Genomic DNA, 22,416 nt, shown 5'->3' with positions numbered 1-22,416 from the left:
AAATTGTCAGGCGGTTTCCAGCACGGGGAAACTCTTGACCAGTTCATCCAGCGCCTTGAGCTGGGACAGGAAAGGCCCCAGCTTGTTCAGACGCAAAGCACAGGGACCGTCGCACTTGGCATTGTCCGGATCCGGGTGGGCCTCCAGGAACAGCCCAGCCAAGCCCTGGCTCATGCCGGCCTTGGCCAGATCGGTGACCTGGGCCCGACGGCCACCGGCCGAATCGCTACGCCCGCCCGGCATCTGCAAGGCATGGGTGACATCGAAGAACACCGGGTACTCGAACTGCTTCATGATGCCGAAGCCAAGCATGTCGACGACCAGATTGTTGTAGCCAAAGCTGGAGCCGCGTTCGCACAGGATCAACCGCTCATTGCCGGCTTCCTCGCACTTGCTGAGGATATGCTTCATTTCCTGCGGCGCGAGGAACTGGGCCTTCTTGATGTTGATCACCGCATTGGTTTTCGCCATCGCCACTACCAGGTCGGTCTGGCGTGACAGGAAGGCCGGTAGTTGAATGATGTCGCAGACCTCGGCTACCGGCGCCGCCTGATAGGGTTCGTGCACATCGGTAATGACCGGCACCTTGAAGGTCTGCTTGATCTCTTCGAAGATCTTCAGCCCTTCCTCCATGCCCGGACCACGGAAGGAGTTGATCGACGAACGGTTGGCCTTATCGAAACTGGCCTTGAACACGTAGGGAATCCCCAGCTTGCCGGTCACCTCGACATAGGTTTCGCAGATCTGCATGGCCAGGTCGCGGGATTCCAGAACGTTCATGCCACCAAACAGCACGAAGGGCTTGTCGTTGGCGATCTGGATATCGCCAACGGTCACGGTTTTCTGCGACATGCTTGTTCCTCAGGCCTTGGCCGAATGTTGGTTCAGCGCTGCATTGACAAAACCACTGAACAGCGGATGGCCATAACGCGGCGTCGAAGTGAATTCAGGGTGGAACTGGCAGGCAACGAACCAGGGATGATTCGGAGCTTCAACCATTTCAACCAGTGCGCCATCGACCGAACGACCGGTAATCTTCAAACCACCCGCCTCGAGTTCAGGCAACAGGTTGTTGTTGACCTCGTAACGATGGCGATGACGCTCGACAATCACGTCCTTGCCGTAGCAGTCATAGGCCAGCGAGCCCGGCACCAAAGCACACTCCTGGCCGCCAAGGCGCATGGTGCCACCCAGATCGGACTCCTCGCTGCGCTGCTGCTTCTCGCCGCTGGCGGTCTGCCACTCGGTGATCAGACCTACTACCGGATGGGCAGAAGTCTTGTCGAACTCAGTAGAGTTTGCATCCTGCCAGCCCAGTACGTTACGGGCGTATTCGATCACCGCCACCTGCATGCCCAGACAGATCCCCAGGTAAGGGATCTTGTTCTCGCGGGCATACTGTACGGTCTTGATCTTGCCTTCCACGCCGCGCAGCCCAAAGCCGCCCGGCACCAGGATGGCATCGACCCCTTCCAGCAGGGTTGTACCCTTGGTTTCGATGTCTTCGGAGTCGATATAACGCACATTGACCTTGGTCCGGCTCTGAATGCCGGCATGGCTGAGCGCCTCGATCAGCGATTTGTAGGCATCCAGCAGCTCCATGTACTTGCCGACCATGGCGATGGTGACTTCGTGCTCAGGATTGAGCTTGGCATCAACCACCCGTTCCCATTCGGACAGGTCCGCGCCACCACACTCCAGACCGAAGCGCTCGACCACGAAATCGTCCAGGCCCTGTGCATGTAACACCGAGGGAATCCGGTAGATGGTATCGACATCTTCCAGCGCGATGACTGCGCGTTCTTCAACGTTGGTAAACAGAGCGATCTTGCGCCGCGACGACAGATCGATCGGGTGGTCGGAGCGGCAGATCAGCACATCAGGCTGCAGACCGATCGAACGCAGTTCCTTGACCGAGTGCTGGGTCGGCTTGGTCTTGGTCTCGCCGGCGGTGGCGATATAGGGCACCAGGGTCAGGTGCATCAGCATCGCGCGCTTGGCGCCAACTTCAACCCGCAACTGACGGATCGCTTCAAGGAACGGCTGCGACTCGATGTCGCCGACCGTGCCACCGATTTCGACCAGCGCCACATCGGCACCAGCGGCACCCTTGATGATCCGGCTCTTGATCTCGTCGGTGATATGCGGAATCACCTGAATGGTGGCGCCCAGATAATCGCCGCGTCGCTCCTTGCGCAGCACGTCGGCATATACCCGGCCAGTGGTGAAGTTGTTGTTCTGGGTCATGGTGGTGCGCACGAAGCGCTCGTAGTGCCCCAGGTCAAGGTCGGTCTCGGCGCCGTCATGGGTGACGAATACTTCGCCATGCTGGAACGGGCTCATGGTGCCGGGATCAACGTTGATATAGGGATCCAGCTTGAGCATGGTGACCTTGAGGCCACGCGCTTCGAGAATTGCCGCCAGGGATGCCGAGGCGATGCCCTTACCCAAAGAAGATACAACACCACCCGTGACGAAAATGTAGCGCGTCATGAAAAACCCGTGATTGAACTGTTAGGCGGCAGGGCCGCAAGGAATCGAAAGGGAGCCGGGAAAAAGGTCTTTCCCAAAGTCTCGTCAAGATGGGATATCAGGATACCAGAGCGCCCCGTCTTGCTCAATCCGTAGCTGGCCTTTCCGCACACGGAAACCAGCTCAACTCCCAGCCATCCTGGTCCGGCGCGGCCATGAAGGCCTCGGCATTCCAACGACCGGCCACCGATACCAGATGCCCTTGGCAGTATAGCAATGGGATTGATGGACGCAGCCACATAGGAATGCCAGCCTCCTGGAACAACTGTTTGAGTGACTGGCTGGGTCTGCCCGGCAGACGAATGCGCTCCCCGCCCTGGCGATAACCAATCTGCCATGGCCCAGCCCCCGGCAGCAGTCCACCCTGGCGGTGACGCCAGCACAACCAGCCATTACCCGCACGCAGCCGGATATCGGCCAGCTTGTGCAACGCCTCCCCCTTCCCTGCTGGCACGCCCGCTGCGGGCAAGCACCACAGACGATCCGACGAACGGCACAAGCGGTAGCCAGCCAGACTCAGCAGCGGCTGACGATCAGCCGCAGCAGTCAACTGCTGCTGCCACTGCAGCAACTGGCGCTGCTCCGGCGCCACATGGCCCAAACCGTGTAGCCAGAACCGCAGCAGATTGCGCTGCCGGGCTGGACTCAGCTCCAGCAGACGCCTCACCAGCAAGCTGGGCCAGGCACTCAGCCAGGCATCGGCTAAAGCGTCAGTACAGTACTCCAGATCCTCGGCCGCTCGCTCATCAAGCAGATTGTTGGCTTCCTCGGCATGGGCAGCCAGGCGCAGCAGGTTGTCATCCAGATGTGGCCAGGCCTGACGCAGGTTCGGCAGCCATTGGTGACGCAGAGCGGTGCGGGCAAAGCGCGGGTCGGTATTGGCCGGGTCGTCGATCCAGCTCAGCCCACGCCGGCGCGCCTCGCGCTCCAGCTCGGCCCGGGAAAACCCCAGTAGTGGCCGATACAACCGCCCCTGCCCCAGAGCACGCTCACGCGGCATGCCGGCCAGCCCGCGCACACCGGTGCCACGCAGCACTCGAAACAACAAGGTTTCCAACTGATCATCCCGATGATGGGCCAGCAGCAGCACCTCGCCAGACCCAATCTGCCGTTCGAAGGCAGCATAGCGCGCCTGACGGGCAGCCTCTTCAACGCTGCCGCCAGGCGCCAGCGTCACCCGTTCGCAGTGCAACGGCAAACCCCGTTGTTCACAAGCCTCGCGGCAATGCTCGGCCCAGGCATCGGCATCGGGATGCAGGCCATGGTGGATATGGATAACGCGCAGAGGGGGAATTTGATGGGTTGTCGCCAACTCGGCCAACAAGTCCAGCAACAGCAGAGAATCCAGGCCGCCGGACAGCCCCAACCACCAGGCCGGGGCATGGGCGCAGGGCGCCAACTGCTCGAGCAGCGCCTGCGAAGACAGCATGTTACTGCAGGCCGTAACTCATCAGCCGCTGGTAACGCTGCTCCAGTAGTGCGTCATCAGCCAGGCCGCCGAGCTTGTCGAGTTCGGCAATCAAGCGGGCCTTGATCCGCGCAGCGGTTTCAGCCGGGTTGCGGTGCGCGCCGCCCAGCGGTTCGGGGATCAGGTTATCGACCAGCCCCAGCTCCTTGAGCCGCTCAGCGGTCACGCCCATGGCCTGAGCGGCATCAGCAGCCTTCTCGGCGCTACGCCACAGAATAGAGGCACAGCCTTCCGGCGAAATCACCGAGTAGGTGGAGTATTGCAACATCATCAGATGATCGCAGACACCGATGGCCAATGCGCCACCGGAACCACCCTCACCAATCACGGTGGCGATAATCGGGGTCTTCAGCCGCGCCATCACTTGCAGGTTCCAGGCAATCGCCTCGCTCTGGCCACGCTCCTCGGCGTCGATACCCGGATAAGCGCCTGGGGTATCGATAAAGGTGAGGATCGGCATCTTGAAGCGCTCGGCCATCTGCATCAGCCGGCAGGCCTTGCGGTAGCCTTCAGGCTTGGGCATGCCGAAGTTGCGCCGGACCTTCTCCCGAACATCGCGCCCCTTCTGGTGACCGATAACCATCACCGGGCGACCATCCAGGCGCGCCATCCCGCCAACAATCGCTGCATCGTCAGCAAAGTGCCGATCACCGTGCAGCTCTTCAAAGTCGGTAAAGATATGACTGATGTAATCCAGGGTATAGGGACGCTGCGGATGCCGCGCCATTTGCGCGATTTGCCAACTGCTGAGGTTGCCGAAAATGCTTTCAGTGAGCGACTTGCTCTTGTCCTGCAGCTTGGCAATTTCTTCGGTGATATTGAGAGAGTTGTCATTGCCGACCAGACGTAGCTCCTCAATCTTGGCCTGCAAATCAGCGATGGGCTGTTCGAATTCCAGGTATTGCTGACTCTTGCTCATAAGCATCCATTATCCGCGTGGCGGCCCGTCGGGCGTCAGAAATTGTTCGGCAATACCTTACGGGATTGCCGCAGATTCGTCGAGGATCACTGCCGTTACCTGCGCCACAAGTCTGGCGGGCAACACGCAGAGCCTATCTGTAGTGCAAAGAGACGCTGTCTTTGCCCAACTGGTCACGCAGGCTCTGCACCAGATCATCGGCCGGTTCAACGCACCAGTCATCACCCAGACGCAAAAGTACCTCGGCGTCCGGGCGCTGCAACTCAACACTGACCGCACATTCGCCACGATGCTGCTGCAGCAGTGCCGCAACCTTGCCCAAGCTATCCGGCCCATGACATTGAGTATCCAGGCGAATGCGAACACTGTCGAGCAAGGCGGTACGCGCCTCTTCCAGACTCATCACCCGCTTGGCCCGCAAGCGCATGCCGCCGGAGAAATCATCCAGCGCCACCTCGCCCTCGATGACCAACAGCGCATCTTTCTGCAATAGAGCCTGGGCGGCAGCATAGGCTTCGGAGAACAGCGAAGCCTCGATCCGTGCCGAACGGTCATCCAGGGTCACGAACGCCACCTTATCACCACGCTTGTTCTTCATCACCCGCAGATCGAAAACCAACCCGGCTACCGTTTGGCTATCACGCGAGGGTTTCAGATCGAGAATCCGCTGCCGGGCAAAGCGTCGTACTTCCTGTTCATACTCATCGATTGGGTGACCGGTCAGATACAGGCCGAGGGTTTCCTTCTCACCACGCAGCCGTTCCTTGAAACTCCATTCGCGCACCCTTCGATAGGGTTCGTAGACATCACGCTCGGTTGACGGTCCCAGCAGGTCGCCAAACAGATCATCATGACCGCTGTCAGCGCTCTTGGCGCTCTGCTCGGCCGAGGCAATGGCCTCTTCCATGGCTGCCATCAGAGCTGCGCGGTTCCGGTCGATCTGCTTCTGGTAGGCCTGTGGCTCCTCGGCAAAGAACGGTCCCAGCCGGTCCAGCGCACCGCTACGGATCAGCGCTTCCATGACCCGCTTGTTGATACGCTTGAGATCGACCCGGGCACAGAAATCGAACAAATCATTGAACGGCCCGCCGGCCTGGCGGGTCTCGACGATGGTTTCCACCGGTCCCTCGCCCACACCCTTGATGGCGCCCAGACCATAAACCACATCGCCGGCTTCATCGACGGTGAACTTGAACTCGGAAACATTGACGTCAGGCGCCTTGATCCGCAGCTTCATGCTGCGGCATTCCTCGATCAGGGTCACCACCTTGTCGGTGTTGTGCATATCGGCCGAGAGTACAGCAGCCATGAACGGCGCCGGATGGTGCGCCTTGAGCCAGGCGGTCTGGTAGGAGACCAGACCATAGGCCGCCGAGTGCGACTTGTTGAACCCGTAACCGGCGAACTTTTCCACCAGGTCGAAGATGTTGCCCGCCAGGTCGGCATCGATGCCGTTGTTCTGGCAGCCCTCCAGGAAGACGGCACGCTGCTTGGCCATCTCTTCTGGTTTTTTCTTACCCATCGCCCGGCGCAGCATATCGGCGCCACCGAGGGTGTAGCCGGCCATTACCTGGGCAATCTGCATCACCTGTTCCTGATACAGAATGATACCGTAGGTCGGCTTGAGCACTGGCTCCAGCCCGGGGTACTGGTAGTTCGGGTGCGGGTAGGAAATTTCCTCGCGCCCGTGTTTACGGTTGATGAAGTCGTCAACCATGCCCGATTGCAGCGGTCCCGGACGGAACAGTGCCACCAGTGCGATCAGGTCTTCCAGACAGTCCGGCTTGAGCTTTTTGATCAGCTCCTTCATACCACGCGATTCAAGCTGGAACACCGCCGTGGTCTCGGCCTTCTGCAACATGGCATAGGTCGGCTTGTCATCCAGCGGGATGAAATCGATATTGATCGGCTCAAGACCCTTCTTGGCCTGCTCGCGGTTGATGGTCTCCATCGCCCACTTGATGATGGTCAGGGTTCGTAGCCCGAGGAAGTCGAACTTGACCAGGCCGGCCGACTCCACATCATCCTTGTCGAACTGGGTTACCAGGCCACCACCGGACTCATCACAATAAAGTGGAGCAAAATCGGTCAGTTTGGTCGGCGCGATCACCACCCCACCAGCGTGCTTGCCGACGTTACGGGTGATGCCTTCGAGCTTGAGCGCCATGTCCCAGATTTCCTGGGCTTCCTCGTCGTTGGCGAGGAAGTCGCGGAGCATCTCTTCCTGTTCATAGGCCTTGGCCAGGGTCATGCCGACTTCGAACGGAATCATCTTCGACAGCTTGTCGGCCAGGCCATAGGACTTGCCCTGCACCCGCGCCACATCACGCACTACCGCCTTGGCCGCCATGGTTCCGAAGGTGATGATCTGCGACACCGCGTTGCGACCGTACATGTCGGCCACATAGTCGATCACCCGGTCGCGGCCTTCCATGCAAAAGTCAACGTCGAAGTCGGGCATCGAGACCCGCTCGGGGTTGAGGAAACGCTCGAACAGCAGGTCATACTGCAGCGGATCAAGATCAGTGATCAACAGCGAGTAGGCCACCAGCGAACCGGCACCCGAGCCCCGACCAGGACCTACCGGCACCCCGTTGCCCTTGGCCCACTTGATGAAGTCCATCACGATCAGGAAGTAGCCCGGGAAACCCATCTGGTTGATGATATCCAGCTCGAAGTTAAGCCGGTCGATATAGACCTGACGCTTAGCCTCATAATCCGGGGTATCGGGCGGCAGAATGACCTTGAGTCGTTCTTCCAGCCCCTCGAATGAAACCTGCTTGAAGTATTCCTCGATGGTCATGCCTTCGGGAATCGGGAAATCCGGCAGGAAGTAGGTGCCCAACTGCACCTCGATATTACAGCGGCGGGCAATTTCGACCGAGTTTTCCAGTGCCTCGGGGATATCGGCAAACAGCTCGGCCATTTCCGCAGGAGTCTTGAGATACTGCTCTTCGCTGTACTGACGCACCCGGCGCGGATCGTCCAGCGCCCGGCCCTCACCAATGCAGACACGGGTTTCATGGGCTTCGAAATCCTCGCGCTTGAGAAACCGCACATCGTTGGTTGCCACTACCGGGCAACCACTGCGCACCGCCAGAGCCACGGCAGCATGTACGTGCTCTTCATCGTTGGCCCGGTCGGTCCGCTGCAGCTCCAGATAAAAGCGCTCAGGGAACACCGTCATCCAGAAATCCAGCAACTCGTCGGCCACCTGCGGATTACTCGATAGCAAGGCCTGGCCGATTTCACCTTCTTTTGCCCCCGACAGCGCGATCACCCCTTCACTGGCCTCGGCGATCCACTCCCGGCGTACGGTCGACAGGCCATTGCTCTGACCTTCGGTAAAACCGCGCGATACCAGCTCGGTCAGGTTGCGGTAGCCCTTGGCATCCATCGCCAACAGGGTCATGCGAGTAAGCTGGTCACCGTCATCGCGCCCGACCAACCAGACATCCACCCCGGAAATCGGCTTGATGCCCGCCCCCATGGCGGTCTTGTAAAACTTCACCAGACTGCACATGTTGCTCTGGTCGGTCACCGCCACCGCCGGCATGCCCGCCTCGCCCACCGCCTTGATCAGCGGCTTGACTTTGACCAGGCCGTCGACCAGGGAAAATTCGGTGTGTACGCGCAAATGGATGAAGCTGTGGTTCATGCGAATCCTGTGGACGCTGGAGGGATGTTCAAAGCATGGATTGTAGCGGCGGGGGTAGACTGCGGCCAGTCTGACGCTCAGGAAACGCTAGCCTATCGCACCTAAAGTCAGGAGCCCGGTTGGCGCTGACCTGCCCCAACATTTGGTTAAAGCGCCAATCAAGATTCCAAAACTGCCCGCACCGGTGCGAACGAGCGCCGATGGATGGGTGTAGCCCCCAGCTCGCGCAAAGCCTGCAGATGCACCGGGGTCGGATAGCCCTTATGCCCGGCCAGGCCGTAGCCAGGGTACTGACGGTCCAGCTCGCACATTTCCCGATCCCGAGCCACCTTGGCCAGAATTGAGGCGGCAGCAATCGCCGGCACCCGGCTGTCACCCTTGACCACAGGTTCGGCCGGCATGGGTAGTGGCGGACAGCGATTACCGTCAATCAGCACCCGGTCCGGGATCACAGCCAAACCAGCCACCGCCCGCTGCATCGCCAGCATGGTGGCATGGAGAATATTCAACTGATCGATCTCCTCGACCTCAGCCCGGGCAATGCACCAGGCCAGCGCCCGCTCCTGAATCAGCGGAAACAGTGCTTCGCGGCGGGCCTCGGTAAGCTTCTTCGAGTCGTTCAGACCCTCAATAGGTCTGGTTGGATCAAGAATCACCGCAGCTGTCACTACCGCACCACAGAGCGGACCACGGCCAACCTCATCCACCCCTGCTATCAACTCGTCACCTGCCGGCAAGGCCCAGTCCATACTCAGCTGGGTCATAGCCGGCCCTTATCGCGCAGCAACTCCAGAATCGCCTCGGCAGCGGCATTGTCCGCGTCACGGCGCAAGAGCTGGTGCAGCTCAAGAAAGGTGGCCTGGGCGTCGTCACGTTCGGGACTGGGCTGCAGACGGGCGAGCAGTGCTCCTCCCAGCGCTTCAGGGGTCGCCGCATCCTGAAGGAACTCAGGCGCCACTTCACGCCCGGCGAGCAGATTGGGAAGAGCAACATGGCCGACCTTGACCAGCCGCTTGAGAATCTTAAAGGTCAGACCGGCCATCCGATAGGCCACGACCATAGGCCGTTTGAACAGCATCGCTTCCAACGTCGCAGTACCCGAAGCGATCAGTACAGCATCACAGGCAGCCAGTGCTTCGTGGGCCTGACCATCGAGCAGGGTCAGCGGCAAAACCATCCCGGATTCGGCAATGATTGCTTCCATCTGCTCACGACGCTGTGGGTTGGCGCACGGCAGGATGAACTGCAAAGAAGGGTCGCGCTCCAGGCACCAACTGGCAGTATCCAGGAACAGGCGCCCGAGTTTGCGCAGTTCGCCATTGCGGCTGCCAGGCATCAGCGCCACCACCCGGGCTCCAGCGGCCAGATCCAGCGTCTCACGCGCCGCCAGACGATCAGGCTCCAGGGCAATACGATCGGCCAGAGTGTGGCCGACGCAACGCACGCGCACCCCATGACGCTGATAAACTTCCTCCTCGAACGGGAACAGGGTCAGCATCAAGTCAGTGGATTCGCGAATGCCCAGCACCCGCTTCTCACGCCAGGCCCAGACTGAAGGGCTGACATAATGCACAGTGGCAATACCGGCCTCGCGCAACCGCCGCTCGACCCCCAGGGTGAAATCCGGGGCATCGATGCCGATGAACACATCGGGCCGCTCGGCCTTGAGATAATCGACCAGCTCACGACGAATCCGCAGCAATTCGCGCAGCCGCCCGAGTACTTCGACCAACCCCATTACCGACAGACGCTCCATCGGGACCCGGGTCTGCATGCCCTCGGCAAGCATTTTCGGGCCCCCGATACCGATAAAACGCGCATCAGGGAAACGCTGCCTAAGCTCCCGGATCAGGCCGGCACCCAAGGTATCGCCGGAGGCTTCTCCGGCGACCAGCGCAATACATAGAGGTTGCTGAGTTGCCACTACCGGGTAATACCGCGGGTCGAGGCCAGAATGGAGTCGCGGTAGAGCGCAACTTCGGGATATTGCTCGGCACTGCCTTCAAGCTGGGCCAGCGCCTCCTGCAGGGTCAAGCCCTGACGATAGACAACCTTGTAGGCACGGCGCAGGGCGCTGACCAGTTCTGCACTGTAGCCGCGCCGGCGCATGCCCTCAAAGTTCATGCCGTGTGCACCAGCCGGATTGCCACCGACCATGACAAAGGCCGGAATGTCCTTGAATACCGCGCTATTGGCCGCGCTCATGGCAAAAGCGCCGATATGACAGAACTGGTGCACCGTGGTGTAACCACCCAGAATCGCGCCATTGCCGATCTGCACATGACCAGCGATGGTGGCGTTGTTGGCCATGATGATGTTGTCGCCAACCACGCAGTCGTGAGCCACATGCACATAGGCCATCAGCAGGTTGTTGCTTCCGATCCGAGTCACGCCCTGATCCTGCACGGTGCCACGATGAATAGTACACCCCTCACGGATGACGTTGTTGTCACCGATTTCCAGCCGGGTTGGTTCACCGTTGTACTTCTTGTCCTGACAGTCCTCACCGACCGAGGCAAACTGAAAGATACGGTTGTTGCGACCGATTCGGGTCGGCCCTTTGATCACCACATGCGAACCGATGACACTACCGGCACCGATCTCGACCTCTGGCCCAATCAGAGTCCAGGGGCCCACCTCGACATCATCCGCCAGACGGGCGGATGGATCGACGATCGCCTGAGGGTGAATCCGACTCATACCTTATGTTCCGCACAGATGATTTCGCCGGAACAAGCCTCCTTGCCATCCACCAGCGCCCGACAGGCAAACTTCCAGATGCCCCGCTTGTTGCTCAGGTACTCGGCTTCCAACTGCAACTGATCACCCGGCACCACCGGCTGACGAAAACGCAGTTTGTCGGAGCCGACGAAGTAATACAGAGTGCCATCTTCGGCCTTGGTGTTCATCATCTTGAAGCCCAGCAGACCAGCGGCTTGAGCCATGGCCTCGATGATCAGCACACCCGGCATGATCGGATGGCCAGGGAAGTGGCCGTTGAAAAACGGTTCGTTGACCGACACATTCTTGTAGGCGCGAATCTTGCGGCCTTCCAGATCCAGCTCCAACACCCGATCTACCAGCAGGAAAGGATAGCGGTGTGGCAGATACTCTTTGATTTCGTTGATATCCATGTATGGCAAGGCCTTGCAGTGAAAATTGTGATGCGCCAGCGTGGCGCAAGCTCAGGATTCAGATGAACCCTGCGTCCCTGGAGTCACCGCCGACAACTGTTTTTCCAGTTGTTGCACCCGCTTGACCAGCGAGTCCAGTTGCCTGATCCGCGCCGCGCTCTTTTTCCATTCCGCCGCAGGTTGCATGGCCGTTCCCGAAGAATAGGCGCCTGGTTCGGTGATCGAGCGGGTGACCATGGTCATACCGCTGACAAAGACGTTGTCGCAGACTTCGATATGCCCAACCATGCCGACCCCGCCGGCAATGGTACAGTGCCGACCGATACGGGTGCTGCCGGAGATACCGACACAGGCGGCCATGGCAGTGTGATCGCCAATCTGCACGTTGTGGGCAATCTGAATTTGGTTGTCGAGTTTGACCCCATCACCAATCAGGGTATCGGCCAGAGCGCCACGGTCGATACAGGTATTGGAGCCAATTTCGACATCATCACCAATACGCACACCACCAATCTGGGCAATCTTCTCCCAGCGACCCTTGTTGTTGGCAAAGCCGAACCCTTCAGCACCGATGACCGCACCGGATTGAATCACGACCCGGGCCCCGATAATCACGTCGTGATACAGGGTTACCCGGGCAGACAACCAACCACCTTCTCCGATCCGGCTTCGAGCCCCGACAAAGCAGCCCGCGCCCAGCGTAACACCCGGACCGATGACCGCGCCGGACTCGATGACCACGTGCGGACCGATTGCCGCACTGGCGTCGACCTCGGCATCCTCGGCCACCACCGCCGTTGGATGAATCCCGGGCGCTGGACGTGGTTTCGGATCAAACTGATGGGACAGACGGGCATAAGCCAGATAAGGGTTGGCGACGATCAGCGCATTGCCGGTAAAACCTTCGGCATCGGCCTCGGTCAGCAACACCGCCTCGGCCTGGCTAGTTGCCAGATACTTACGATACTGCGGATTGGCAAGAAAACTCAGTTGACCCGGTCCGGCTTCCTGCAGGGTAGCCAGACCGGTAATGCGCCCGCCCCCCTCACCAAGTAGCCGCGCATCCAAAAGCTGGGCCAGCTCGGACAGGGTCAGAGAGACAGTAGTACTCATGATGCTCAGCGCATGCTGTTCAGGCGTTCAATCACCTGACGGGTGATATCGAACTCCGGCTTGACATCCACCACCGCGCTGCGATCGATCACCAGATCATAGGAGCCGGCTTGCAGAACGGCTTCGACCGCCTGATCCAGCTTGGGCTTGAGCTGCTCCAGCATCTCCCGATCCGAAGCGGCCTTGGCTTCGTTCAGTTCGCGCGACTCGCTCTGAAATTCGCGGGCTTTCTGACGGAACTCCAGCTCCAGGCGTTCCAGCTCGGCCTGGGCCAGCTTGTCGCCGTCGCGCTGCATACGCTCCTGCAGTCGTTTGGCTTCTGACTCGAGGTTGCGCAGCCGCTGCAACTGGCTGCCAAATTTCTTCTCGGCATCTACGGAGTAGCGTTTGGCCGCATCCGACTCAAGCAGCGCCATCTGGTAGTCCAGCACAGCAATTTTCATCTGGGCGGCAGCCGGGAAACTGGCCATGACCAGCACCGACATCAAAGCAACGCGAATAAACTTACCCACTTAAAGGACTCCTGATAACGTTTCGTTATTAGCCGAAATTAGAAGGTCTGACCCAGGGTGAACTGGAAGACCTGGGTCTTGTCGCCCGACTGCTTGTTCAGCGGTACAGCCAGGCTGAAGCCCAACGGCCCCAGCGCCGTCAGCCAGTTCAGACCGACACCGGCACTGTAACGCAAATCCCCAAGATCGACATCCCCGCAGTTGCGGTTCTCGTTCAGACAATTGGTGTCGAACACGTTGCCGACATCAACGAACAGCACCGTGCGCAGCGAGCGCTGGTCCTTGATGAAAGGCAGCGGGAACAGCACTTCAGCACCGCCGGTGACCTTGACGTTACCACCGAAGGGCAACGGATCCTGATCCGGATCGGTCAACGATCCCTCGGGGAACCGCGGATCATCCTCGTTACTCATGCTCGGCGTACTACGCGGCCCCAGGGTACTGTCACGGAAACCTCGTACCGAGCCGATACCGCCGGCAAAGTAGTGCTCATAGAACGGCACCGATTTGGTACTGCCGAAGCGATCCACATAGCCCAGGTCAGTATGCAGACGCAGAGTCAGATCTTCAGTCATCGGGAAAAACTTCTGGGCCCGGTAATCGAGCGAATAGAAGCTTAGGTCACTACCCGGCACCGTAACCTCAGCGCCTAGCGACTGCGAGTGCCCGCGGTCAGGGAAGACCCCGCGGTTGAGGGTCGACTGCGACCAGCCGGCGTTGAACTTGAAGTTGGTGAACTTATCACCTTCCTGACGCAGGAACTCGTGGATTTCCAGTACGGTATAACGCCCGGTCTTGACCTCGTCATTCTGCACCGACAGACCGAAATTCAATCGCGAGTTGTCGCTGATCGGGTAACCGAAGTTGAAGCCGGCACCGTAGGAGTCAACCGCGTAGCTGGAGATATCGACGTTCAAACGGTCATAGTCGGTGGTGCGATAGAAGGCGTTGTAGCCCATGCTCACGCCGTCAACCGTGAAATACGGGTTGAGAAAGCCAAACGACAACGCCGTCTGGTACTCGGAACGGGTAGCACTGAAACTGACCCGGTTACCGGTGCCGAAGAAGTTGTTCTGGCTGATCGAACCACCAAGAATCAGACCGGTACCCTGAGCAAAGCCCAGGCTGGCCGTGATAGAGCCGGACGGCTGCTCTTCCACCGTGTAGTTGACATCGATCAGGTCGTCAGCACCGGGCACCGGCACGGTTTCGACGTTGACTTCCTTGAAGAAGCCCAGCCGTTCAAGTCGGACCTTGGACTGGTCGATCAGGTGGGTCGAAGCCCAGCCGCCTTCCATCTGGCGCATTTCCCGGCGCAGTACTTCGTCATCAGTCTTGGTATTGCCACGGAAATTGATCCGGTTGACATAGGCCCGCTGCCCCGGGTCAACCACGAAGGTCACGGTGACGCTGCGATCTTCCTCATGGATCTCGGGAATACCGTTGACGTTAGCGAAGGTATACCCCTCGTTGCCCAGGCGCCGGCTGATCAGGTCAGAGGTCGCCGTCAGCACCTGACGGGAAAAAACCTGGCCCGGCTCAATCAACAGCAACTTGCGTACTTCGTCCTCAGCCACGACCAGGTCACCGGACAAACGCACATCACGTACGCTGTACTGCTCGCCTTCGTCGATATTGACCGTGATGTAGACGTGTTTCTTGTCCGGCGTAATGGATACCTGGGTTGAGACAATATCCATATTGATATAGCCACGGTCCAGATAGTAGGAACGCAGACGCTCCAGGTCACCGGAGAGTTTCTCCCGCGAATACTTGTCGGCACTGCTGAAGAAGCGGTACCAGCGGCTGGTCTTGAGCTCGAACAGGTCGGTCAGGTCTTCGTTGGAAAAAACCGTATTGCCGACCACATTGACATGACTGATCGATGCCACCGAGCCCTCATCGATGACGATTTTCAGCGAAACCCGGTTGCGCGGCTCAGCAATTACCTGGGTTTCGATATCGGCCGAGTAGCGCCCCTGGGACACGTACTGGCGTAGTAGTTCGTTGCGCACCCCTTCAAGGGTCGCCTGCTGGAAAATCTCACCCTCCGCCAGGCCGGCCATACGCAGACCATTAAGCAGATCTTCACTCTTGATCGCCTTGTTGCCTTCCAGCTCAATCGAGGCAATCGATGGCCGCTCGACCACAGTGATCACCAGTACATCGCCTTCGCGGCCGAGTTGAATATCCTGGAAGAACCCGGTGCGAAACAGCGCCCGAGAAGCCTCAACCAGTTGCTGATTGTCGACCTGCTCACCAATATTGAGTGGCAGCGCGCTGAATACGCTGCCAGCGGATACACGCTGCAACCCATTGACGCGAATGTCGGTGATCCGGAAGGCGTCGGCAAGAGCAATCCCAGGCGCCAGGAGTGTCAGCAATAGCGCAGGCAATAGGTAACGTTTCATGAAATCCGTTCTGACTGACTGGTTGATTTTTGGCCATCTGCATGACAGCCACTTATTGGTAATTAGTAATTAGCCACCCAACCGGCTGATATCGTTATAGATGGCGAACAGCATGATCCCGACAATCAGCGTCAGGCCAATTTGCAACCCCCAGGCCTGAATCCGCTCGGACAGCGGCTTGCCGCGGATCCATTCAGCGGTGTAATAGACCAGATGCCCCCCATCAAGCACCGGAATCGGCAGCAGGTTGAGTACCCCCAGACTTATGCTCAGATAAGCAATAAATGTGAGAAAACTCTCCAGCCCCGACTTGGCCGAAGCGCCCGCCACTTTAGCAATGGTTATCGGGCCACTCAAGTTTTTTGCCGAGACCAGCCCGGTCAGCATTTTCTTCAGCGATTCCAGGGTTAGTACGGTCATGTCCCAGGTTTTGCCGACCGCCACCGGGATCGCCACCAACGGGTTGTAGTCAATTGAGCGGATCATGTGCTCGGGCCAGTCGAATGCTTCGACCCCTGCACCGATGAAGCCGACCTGACGCTCGCCCTGCTCCCGGACCGCCGGCACCAGTTCCACACTCAGGAACCGACCATTGCGTTCAACCCCCAGGTTCAGCGTCTGTCCCGCACTGTTCTGAATCGCCGGTACCACCTGGCGTACCCAGTCATCAACCGGCTCGCCATTGACCTCGACAATCAGATCACCCTCTTGCAATCCCGCCGCTGCCGCCGCACCGTCGGCATTGAGCTGACCGATCCGTGGCGCCACCACCGGCTGCCAACTGGTCAACCCCAACGCGGCAATCGGATCAGGCTGATCGGCGCCGCGCAACCAGTCGCGCAACTCCAGGGTGTAGGTTTGCGGCTCGCCGCCTTCCAGGCTCCGGGCCGTGACCTGCATCTGTCCGGTTTCGCCAAGCCGGCGGATCAATTGCAGATTAACCTCATGCCAACTGCGGGTTGTCCGGCCATCGACCTCAAGAATTTCCAGCCCTTCGCTCAAACCTGCACGCGCCGCCACACTGCCCGGCTGTACTGGACCAAGCACGGGCGCCAACGTGGTAATACCAACTACGGCGATAATCCAGAAAGCGACAATGGCCAGCAGAAAGTTGGCCAAAGGCCCTGCGGCAACGATAGCGATGCGCTGTTTGACGTCCTTGCGATTGAACGCGCGCTCCAGCTCCGCCTCATCGACCGGTGCCTCACGCTCATCCAGCATCTTGACGTAGCCACCCAGGGGAATGGCGGCAATCACGAATTCGGTGCCCTGACGGTCATACCAGCGATACAGCGGCGAGCCGAAGCCGACCGAAAAACGCAGAACCTTGACCCCACAGCGGCGTGCGACCCAGAAGTGCCCGTATTCGTGGATGGTGACCAGTAGGCCCAAAGCCACAATGGTCGCCACAATTGTAAACAGCAGATCCATTCAACGCCTCGTTGGTGAAGGCTTCAACTCAAGCCGGCAGCCTCAACTGCGCTGGGCAACCCAGTGCGCGGCCTGCTCACGCGCAACCTGATCGGCCCACATTATGTGCTGCAAATCTTTGACCGACTCCACCGTGATACGGTTCAGTGTGTCTTCGATGATAACAGGGATATCGGTAAAACCAATCCGCCGCTCAAGAAAGGCGGCCACGGCGACCTCATTGGCAGCATTGAGCATGGCGCAGGCAGTCCCACCGGCTTCAGCAGCCTGACGTGCAAGCCCCAGGCAAGGGAACCGCTGCGGATCAGGAGCCTGGAAGTCCAGCCGGGCAGTCAACAGCAAATCCAGCGCACTGACGCCCGAATCGATACGCTCCGGCCAGGCCAGTGCATGGGCAATCGGGGTGCGCATATCGGGATTACCCATCTGAGCCAGTACCGAGCCATCGACATAATCAACCAGCGAATGCACCACACTTTGCGGATGAATCACTACCTCAACCTGCTGCGGCCGGGCGTCGAACAGCCAGCAGGCTTCGATCAACTCCAACCCCTTGTTCATCATGCTGGCCGAGTCGACTGAAATTTTCTGCCCCATTGACCAGTTGGGATGAGCACAGGCCTGCTCGGGAGTCGCGCTTGCCAGCGCCTCCAGCGGCCACTCCCGGAACGGACCACCGGAGGCCGTCAATAGAATCCGACGCACCCCGACCGGTGCCAGACCACGGGTGTAATCGGCTGGCATACACTGAAAAATCGCATTGTGCTCACTATCGATGGGCAGCAACTGAGCGCCGGACTCAGCCACGGCCTGCATGAACAGCGCCCCGGACATCACCAGCGCTTCCTTGTTGGCCAGCAGTACCCGCTTGCCGGCGCGCACTGCTGCCAGGGTCGGTTCCAGACCAGCAGCACCAACAATCGCCGCCATCACCACATCGACCTGACCGCTGGAAGCAACCTGACACAACGCCTCGGGACCGTGCAGCACCTCGGTTGCCAGACCTGCCTTACGTAATTGCTGCTGCAGCACCACCGCCTGCTCGGCATGAGCGACAACCGCCACCTGCGGGCGGTGAGCCAGGCACTGCTCAAGCAGAACATCAACGCGACTGAAGCCCGTCAGCGCCCAAACCTGATAACGCTCCGGATGCCGCCCGGCCACATCCAGGGTGCTGACCCCAATCGAGCCGGTGGCGCCCAGCACACAAAGTTGCTGGCGCCTCACCCGAGCTGACTCCCAATCAACCACCAGCACAGCGAAAACACCGGAATGGCCGCCGTCAGGCTATCAATCCGATCAAGCACCCCGCCATGTCCAGGCAACAGCTTGCTACTGTCCTTGAGGCCTTGTTCGCGCTTGAACAGACTTTCAGTCAGATCGCCGACCACCGAAAACAACACCACCAGCAAGGCACCCAGCAGCCCCAGCAGCAGCGCCGGCAAGGTCCAGCTCAGATAAAGCAGCGCTGCCAGTGCCAGCGCCTGGGTCAGCAGCACACCACCCAGCAAACCTTCCAGGGTCTTGCCAGGACTGACATTGGGCAACAGCTTGCGTTTGCCCCAGGTCTTGCCGGCGAAATAGGCGCCAATATCCGCCGCCCAGACCAGCACTACCAAGGCCAGAATCAGCCACAGGCCATGCGCCTGACCTCTGAGCCAGACCAGGCCATACCAAGCCGGAACCAAAATCAGCAGCCCGAACAACCAGGCTAGCGGCATACCACTGCGCAACCCCTTGGCTTCGGGATAACGTACGATCAGGACACAGGCCAGCAGCCACCACAACAGCGCCGGCACCAGCACCGGGCCAGGTGTCCAGCCAAACTGATACAAGGCCCAGAGAATCACCGCCACAACCGCGGCATAGACCACCCGATGGGTCTGTGCGGTTTCACCAGCCAGACGAGCCCACTCCCAGGCACCAAGGGTGACCACCGCACCGATGAACAGGGCAAACAGACCACCCTGCAGGAAAATGAAGCCGGCAATTGCGATCGGCGCCAGGATTACCCCGGTTATTACCCGTTGCTTGAGCATCAGCCCTCCGCAGCTATCTGTTCGCTGGTTTTACCAAAGCGCCGCTGACGGCAAGCGAAATCGGCCAGCGCCTCACGCATCGCCTCATGCTTGAAGTCGGGCCAGTACAGATCAGAAAAGTACAGTTCAGCGTAGGCCAACTGCCACAGTAGAAAGTTGCTGATCCGCCGCTCACCACCGGTGCGGATGCACAGGTCAGGCAGTGGCCAATCGGCAGTGCTCAACCCTTGCTCCACTGCTCGCTCATCAATCATTTCGGGATTGAGCTCGCCGGCGGCTACCCGGCGGGCCAACTGCCTGGCGGCCTGGGCAATATCCCACTGCCCGCCGTAGTTGGCCGCCACCACTAGCGTCATGCGTTGCCCGTCAGCGGTCAACGCCTCGGCATCACGCATGGCAAGCTGCAACTCGGGGGCAAAGCGGCTACGATCACCAATGATCCGTAGACGAATACCGTTCTCATGCAGCTTGCGAACTTCACGGCGCAAGGCACCCAGAAACAGCTCCATCAACGCCCCGACCTCATCGGCCGGGCGCTGCCAGTTCTCGCTGGAGAAGGCAAACAGCGTGAGCACCTCAACCTCGGCTTCGGCGCACACCTCGATGACTGCTTTGACCGCCTCAACTCCAGCCTTGTGGCCAGCCACGCCCGGCATCAGGCGCCGACGCGCCCACCGGTTGTTGCCGTCCATGATGATCGCCACATGGCGCGGCGTGGACGCCTTGCGCCCCTCGACAGGCATATTCATGCTGACTTGAGCCGACAGCCTTAAACGGCCATCAGGTCCGCTTCCTTGACTTCCAGGGCCTTGTCAATTTCAGCGATGAACTTGTCAGTCAGCTTTTGCACATCATCAGCGGCACGACGCTCCTCGTCTTCGCTGATTTCCTTTTCCTTCTGCAGATCCTTGAGCTGGCTCAGGGCGTCACGACGGATATTGCGCACCGCGACCCGGGCATTCTCGGCTTCAGCCTTGGCCTGCTTGGTAAAGCCCTTGCGGGTTTCCTCGGTCAGCGCTGGCATCGGCACCCGGATGGTAGTTCCAGCGGTAGCGGGGTTGAGACCCAGATCAGAGGTCATGATGGCCTTTTCAACCGCCTGAATCATTCCCTTGTCGAAAACCGTCAGTGCCAAAGTACGCGAGTCCTCGACGATCACGTTGGCGACCTGACGCAACGGAGTGTCGGAACCATAGTAAGACACCATGACGCTATCGAGGATACTCGGGTGCGCACGACCAGTACGGATCTTGGCAAACGCATGGCCCAGCGATTCGACCGATTTTTTCATGCGCTCCTGCGCATCCTGCTTGATTTCGTTGATCATTCTCAGCCCTCGATCAGTGTTCCTTCGGCGCTACCGACAACCGCATTGAGCAGCGCGCCAGGTTTGTTCATATTGAATACCCGCAGCGGCATGTGATGGTCGCGGATCAGGCAGATCGCTGTCAGATCCATCACTCCCAGCTTGAGGTCGAGCACCTGGTCATAGCTCAGGCTATCGAAACGCTCGGCATTCGGGTCTTTCATCGGGTCGGCATTGTACACCCCGTCTACCTTGGTAGCCTTGAGCACAAGGTCAGCATCGACCTCGATGGCGCGCAAACAGGCTGCCGTGTCCGTAGTAAAGAAGGGGTTGCCGGTACCGGCGGAGAATATTACCACGTCACCGCTACCAAGGTAGCGCATTGCCTTGCGCCGGTCGTAATGCTCGGTCACGCCCTCCATGGTGATAGCCGACATCACCCGGGTCTGGATATTCGAACGTTCCAGCGAATCGCGCATGGCCAGTGCATTCATCACCGTGGCAAGCATGCCCATGTGATCACCGGTCACCCGATCCATCCCAGCAGCACTCAACGCTGCTCCACGGAACAGGTTGCCACCACCTATCACCAACCCCACCTGGACACCAATACCAATCAGTTGGCCAATTTCCAGGGCCATGCGATCGAGCACCTTGGGATCAATACCGAAATCCTCGGTGCCCATCAGAGCCTCACCGCTGAGCTTGAGAAGAATGCGCTTGTACTTGGGCTGACGACTACTGGGAACTTGTGCCATGTTCGACTCTCTCTCGCGACATTGGAGGAAACACTCAACAAGTCACCCAGACAACAATTGGAGAGCACTTGTTCAATATTTCCTTAAAAAAGAGGCCCCCCGTCTACACGGGGAGCCTCCGTTCAACCTTGAAACGCGCCTCCGCTCCGAAGACGCGTCCTGCGGCGGTCAGCTCGCACACTTACTGCTTGGCAGCGGCAACCTGAGCGGCCACCTCGGCAGCGAAGTCAGACTCGGCCTTCTCGATACCCTCACCCACCTCAAAGCGAACGAAGGAAACGATCTTGGCGCCTGCTTTCTTGGCCAGATCGCCAACCTTGACTTCCGGATCCTTGATGAACGGCTGCTCAACCAGACTGGCTTCGGCCAGGAACTTGTTGATACGGCCCTTGACCATGTTCTCAACAATATTTTCCGGCTTGCCGGCGATCTTGTCGGCATTCAGCGCCAGGAAGATTTCCTTTTCCTTGGCCACGGCTTCTTCAGATACCTGGGTCGGGTCAAGGAATTGCGGGTTGCTAGCGGCGACGTGCATGGCGACATCACGCGCCAGCTCTTCATTGCCACCCTCGAGCACAACCAGCACACCGATGCGGTGACCGTGCAGATAGGCACCAACCACATCACCCTCAACGCGGGTCAGGCGACGGATGTTGACGTTCTCGCCGGTCTTGGCAACCAGAGCTTCACGGGCAGATTCCTGGTCAGCGATCAGCGGTGCAGCATCGGTATAACCAGCCTCGAAAGCCTTGTCCAGACTGGCGGCAACGAACGCCTTGAAATCGTCCTGCAGGGCCAGGAAGTCGGTCTGCGAGTTGACTTCAACGATAACAGCGGCCTTGTTGTCTGCGGCAACTTTGACAGCGATGGAGCCTTCGGCAGCAATGTTGCCAGCCTTCTTGGCGGCCTTGATGGCGCCGGAAGCGCGCATATCGTCGATGGCCTTCTCGATGTCGCCGTTGGCGGCAACCAGGGCCTTCTTGCACTCCATCATGCCTTGGCCGGTACGCTCGCGAAGTTCTTTGACCAGGGCTGCGGTGATCTGTGTCATGAATGATTCCTCTAAGATGGCTTGATTCTGTACTGCCCAGTTCAAGCGGGGCAGACATCTCATGGTGCGTTCAGGATATTGCAA

Annotated in this window: 19 protein-coding genes; all 19 read right to left on the bottom strand. The window is 59.3% G+C overall.

What is annotated here, in order from left to right; translation table 11 throughout:
- Positions 1 to 6: 6 nt before the first annotated feature.
- Entirely contained in the window at positions 7 to 852 is an 846-nt protein-coding gene (gene kdsA, locus C2846_RS06860) for a 3-deoxy-8-phosphooctulonate synthase (RefSeq protein WP_119701041.1), read from the bottom strand.
- 9 nt (positions 853 to 861) lie between these two features.
- Positions 862 to 2,493 carry a CTP synthase gene (locus C2846_RS06855; RefSeq protein ID WP_080048112.1) on the bottom strand — a complete coding sequence of 544 codons (1,632 nt, stop codon included), beginning with the start codon at positions 2,491 to 2,493 and terminating at the stop codon, positions 862 to 864.
- Between the two features lie 124 nt (positions 2,494 to 2,617).
- Positions 2,618 to 3,961, bottom strand: a complete 1,344-nt coding sequence (gene tilS / locus C2846_RS06850; protein ID WP_119701040.1) for a tRNA lysidine(34) synthetase TilS — start codon at positions 3,959 to 3,961, stop codon at positions 2,618 to 2,620.
- 1 nt (position 3,962) lies between these two features.
- Positions 3,963 to 4,919 carry an acetyl-CoA carboxylase carboxyl transferase subunit alpha gene (gene accA / locus C2846_RS06845; RefSeq protein ID WP_080048114.1) on the bottom strand — a complete coding sequence of 319 codons (957 nt, stop codon included), beginning with the start codon at positions 4,917 to 4,919 and terminating at the stop codon, positions 3,963 to 3,965.
- A gap of 133 nt (positions 4,920 to 5,052) precedes the next feature.
- Positions 5,053 to 8,577 carry a DNA polymerase III subunit alpha gene (dnaE, locus tag C2846_RS06840; protein WP_119701039.1) on the bottom strand — a complete coding sequence of 1,175 codons (3,525 nt, stop codon included), beginning with the start codon at positions 8,575 to 8,577 and terminating at the stop codon, positions 5,053 to 5,055.
- Positions 8,578 to 8,735: 158 nt separating this feature from the next.
- The gene (rnhB, locus tag C2846_RS06835) at positions 8,736 to 9,326 is read right to left on the bottom strand and encodes a ribonuclease HII (protein WP_373279498.1); all 591 of its coding nucleotides are present in this window, start codon (positions 9,324 to 9,326) and stop codon (positions 8,736 to 8,738) included.
- 11 nt (positions 9,327 to 9,337) lie between these two features.
- The gene (gene lpxB, locus C2846_RS06830) at positions 9,338 to 10,501 is read right to left on the bottom strand and encodes a lipid-A-disaccharide synthase (RefSeq protein ID WP_080048117.1); all 1,164 of its coding nucleotides are present in this window, start codon (positions 10,499 to 10,501) and stop codon (positions 9,338 to 9,340) included.
- On the bottom strand, positions 10,501 to 11,277 hold the full coding sequence (gene lpxA / locus C2846_RS06825; RefSeq protein ID WP_080048118.1) for an acyl-ACP--UDP-N-acetylglucosamine O-acyltransferase: 777 nt from the start codon (positions 11,275 to 11,277) through the stop codon (positions 10,501 to 10,503). Before lpxA ends, lpxB begins: the two co-directional genes overlap by 1 nt.
- Positions 11,274 to 11,711, bottom strand: a complete 438-nt coding sequence (gene fabZ, locus C2846_RS06820; RefSeq protein WP_080048119.1) for a 3-hydroxyacyl-ACP dehydratase FabZ — start codon at positions 11,709 to 11,711, stop codon at positions 11,274 to 11,276. Before fabZ ends, lpxA begins: the two co-directional genes overlap by 4 nt.
- A 51-nt stretch (positions 11,712 to 11,762) precedes the next feature.
- Positions 11,763 to 12,824 (bottom strand): UDP-3-O-(3-hydroxymyristoyl)glucosamine N-acyltransferase, encoded by a 1,062-nt coding sequence (lpxD, locus tag C2846_RS06815; RefSeq protein ID WP_119701038.1) that lies wholly within the window; start codon positions 12,822 to 12,824, stop codon positions 11,763 to 11,765.
- A gap of 5 nt (positions 12,825 to 12,829) precedes the next feature.
- Positions 12,830 to 13,309, bottom strand: coding sequence for an OmpH/Skp family outer membrane protein (locus tag C2846_RS06810; RefSeq protein ID WP_373279499.1), 480 nt, complete (start codon positions 13,307 to 13,309; stop codon positions 12,830 to 12,832).
- Positions 13,310 to 13,374: 65 nt separating this feature from the next.
- The gene (bamA, locus tag C2846_RS06805) at positions 13,375 to 15,747 is read right to left on the bottom strand and encodes an outer membrane protein assembly factor BamA (RefSeq protein ID WP_080048122.1); all 2,373 of its coding nucleotides are present in this window, start codon (positions 15,745 to 15,747) and stop codon (positions 13,375 to 13,377) included.
- A 69-nt stretch (positions 15,748 to 15,816) separates the two neighbouring features.
- Positions 15,817 to 17,178, bottom strand: a complete 1,362-nt coding sequence (gene rseP, locus C2846_RS06800) for a sigma E protease regulator RseP (RefSeq protein WP_080048123.1) — start codon at positions 17,176 to 17,178, stop codon at positions 15,817 to 15,819.
- A gap of 42 nt (positions 17,179 to 17,220) precedes the next feature.
- A complete protein-coding gene (gene ispC / locus C2846_RS06795) occupies positions 17,221 to 18,435 on the bottom strand; it encodes a 1-deoxy-D-xylulose-5-phosphate reductoisomerase (RefSeq protein ID WP_240638159.1) in 1,215 nt (404 codons plus the stop codon).
- On the bottom strand, positions 18,402 to 19,217 hold the full coding sequence (locus tag C2846_RS06790) for a phosphatidate cytidylyltransferase (protein ID WP_119701036.1): 816 nt from the start codon (positions 19,215 to 19,217) through the stop codon (positions 18,402 to 18,404). Before C2846_RS06790 ends, ispC begins: the two co-directional genes overlap by 34 nt.
- The gene (gene uppS, locus C2846_RS06785) at positions 19,217 to 19,960 is read right to left on the bottom strand and encodes a polyprenyl diphosphate synthase (protein WP_165443790.1); all 744 of its coding nucleotides are present in this window, start codon (positions 19,958 to 19,960) and stop codon (positions 19,217 to 19,219) included. Before uppS ends, C2846_RS06790 begins: the two co-directional genes overlap by 1 nt.
- A 26-nt stretch (positions 19,961 to 19,986) precedes the next feature.
- A complete protein-coding gene (gene frr / locus C2846_RS06780; protein ID WP_080048127.1) occupies positions 19,987 to 20,544 on the bottom strand; it encodes a ribosome recycling factor in 558 nt (185 codons plus the stop codon).
- Positions 20,545 to 20,546: 2 nt separating this feature from the next.
- Positions 20,547 to 21,281, bottom strand: coding sequence for a UMP kinase (gene pyrH, locus C2846_RS06775; protein WP_080048128.1), 735 nt, complete (start codon positions 21,279 to 21,281; stop codon positions 20,547 to 20,549).
- Between the two features lie 181 nt (positions 21,282 to 21,462).
- Positions 21,463 to 22,332: a translation elongation factor Ts gene (tsf, locus tag C2846_RS06770; protein WP_080048129.1), complete on the bottom strand. Its 870-nt coding sequence runs from the start codon at positions 22,330 to 22,332 to the stop codon at positions 21,463 to 21,465.
- Between the last annotated feature and the right edge of the window lie 84 nt (positions 22,333 to 22,416).

Origin of the sequence: Pseudomonas jilinensis, assembly GCF_003586265.1 — a bacterium.
Lineage (GTDB): Bacteria > Pseudomonadota > Gammaproteobacteria > Pseudomonadales > Pseudomonadaceae > Halopseudomonas > Halopseudomonas phragmitis.
The sequence above is the reverse complement of the archived record's forward strand: the minus strand, read 5'-3'. Positions and strand labels throughout refer to the sequence as shown.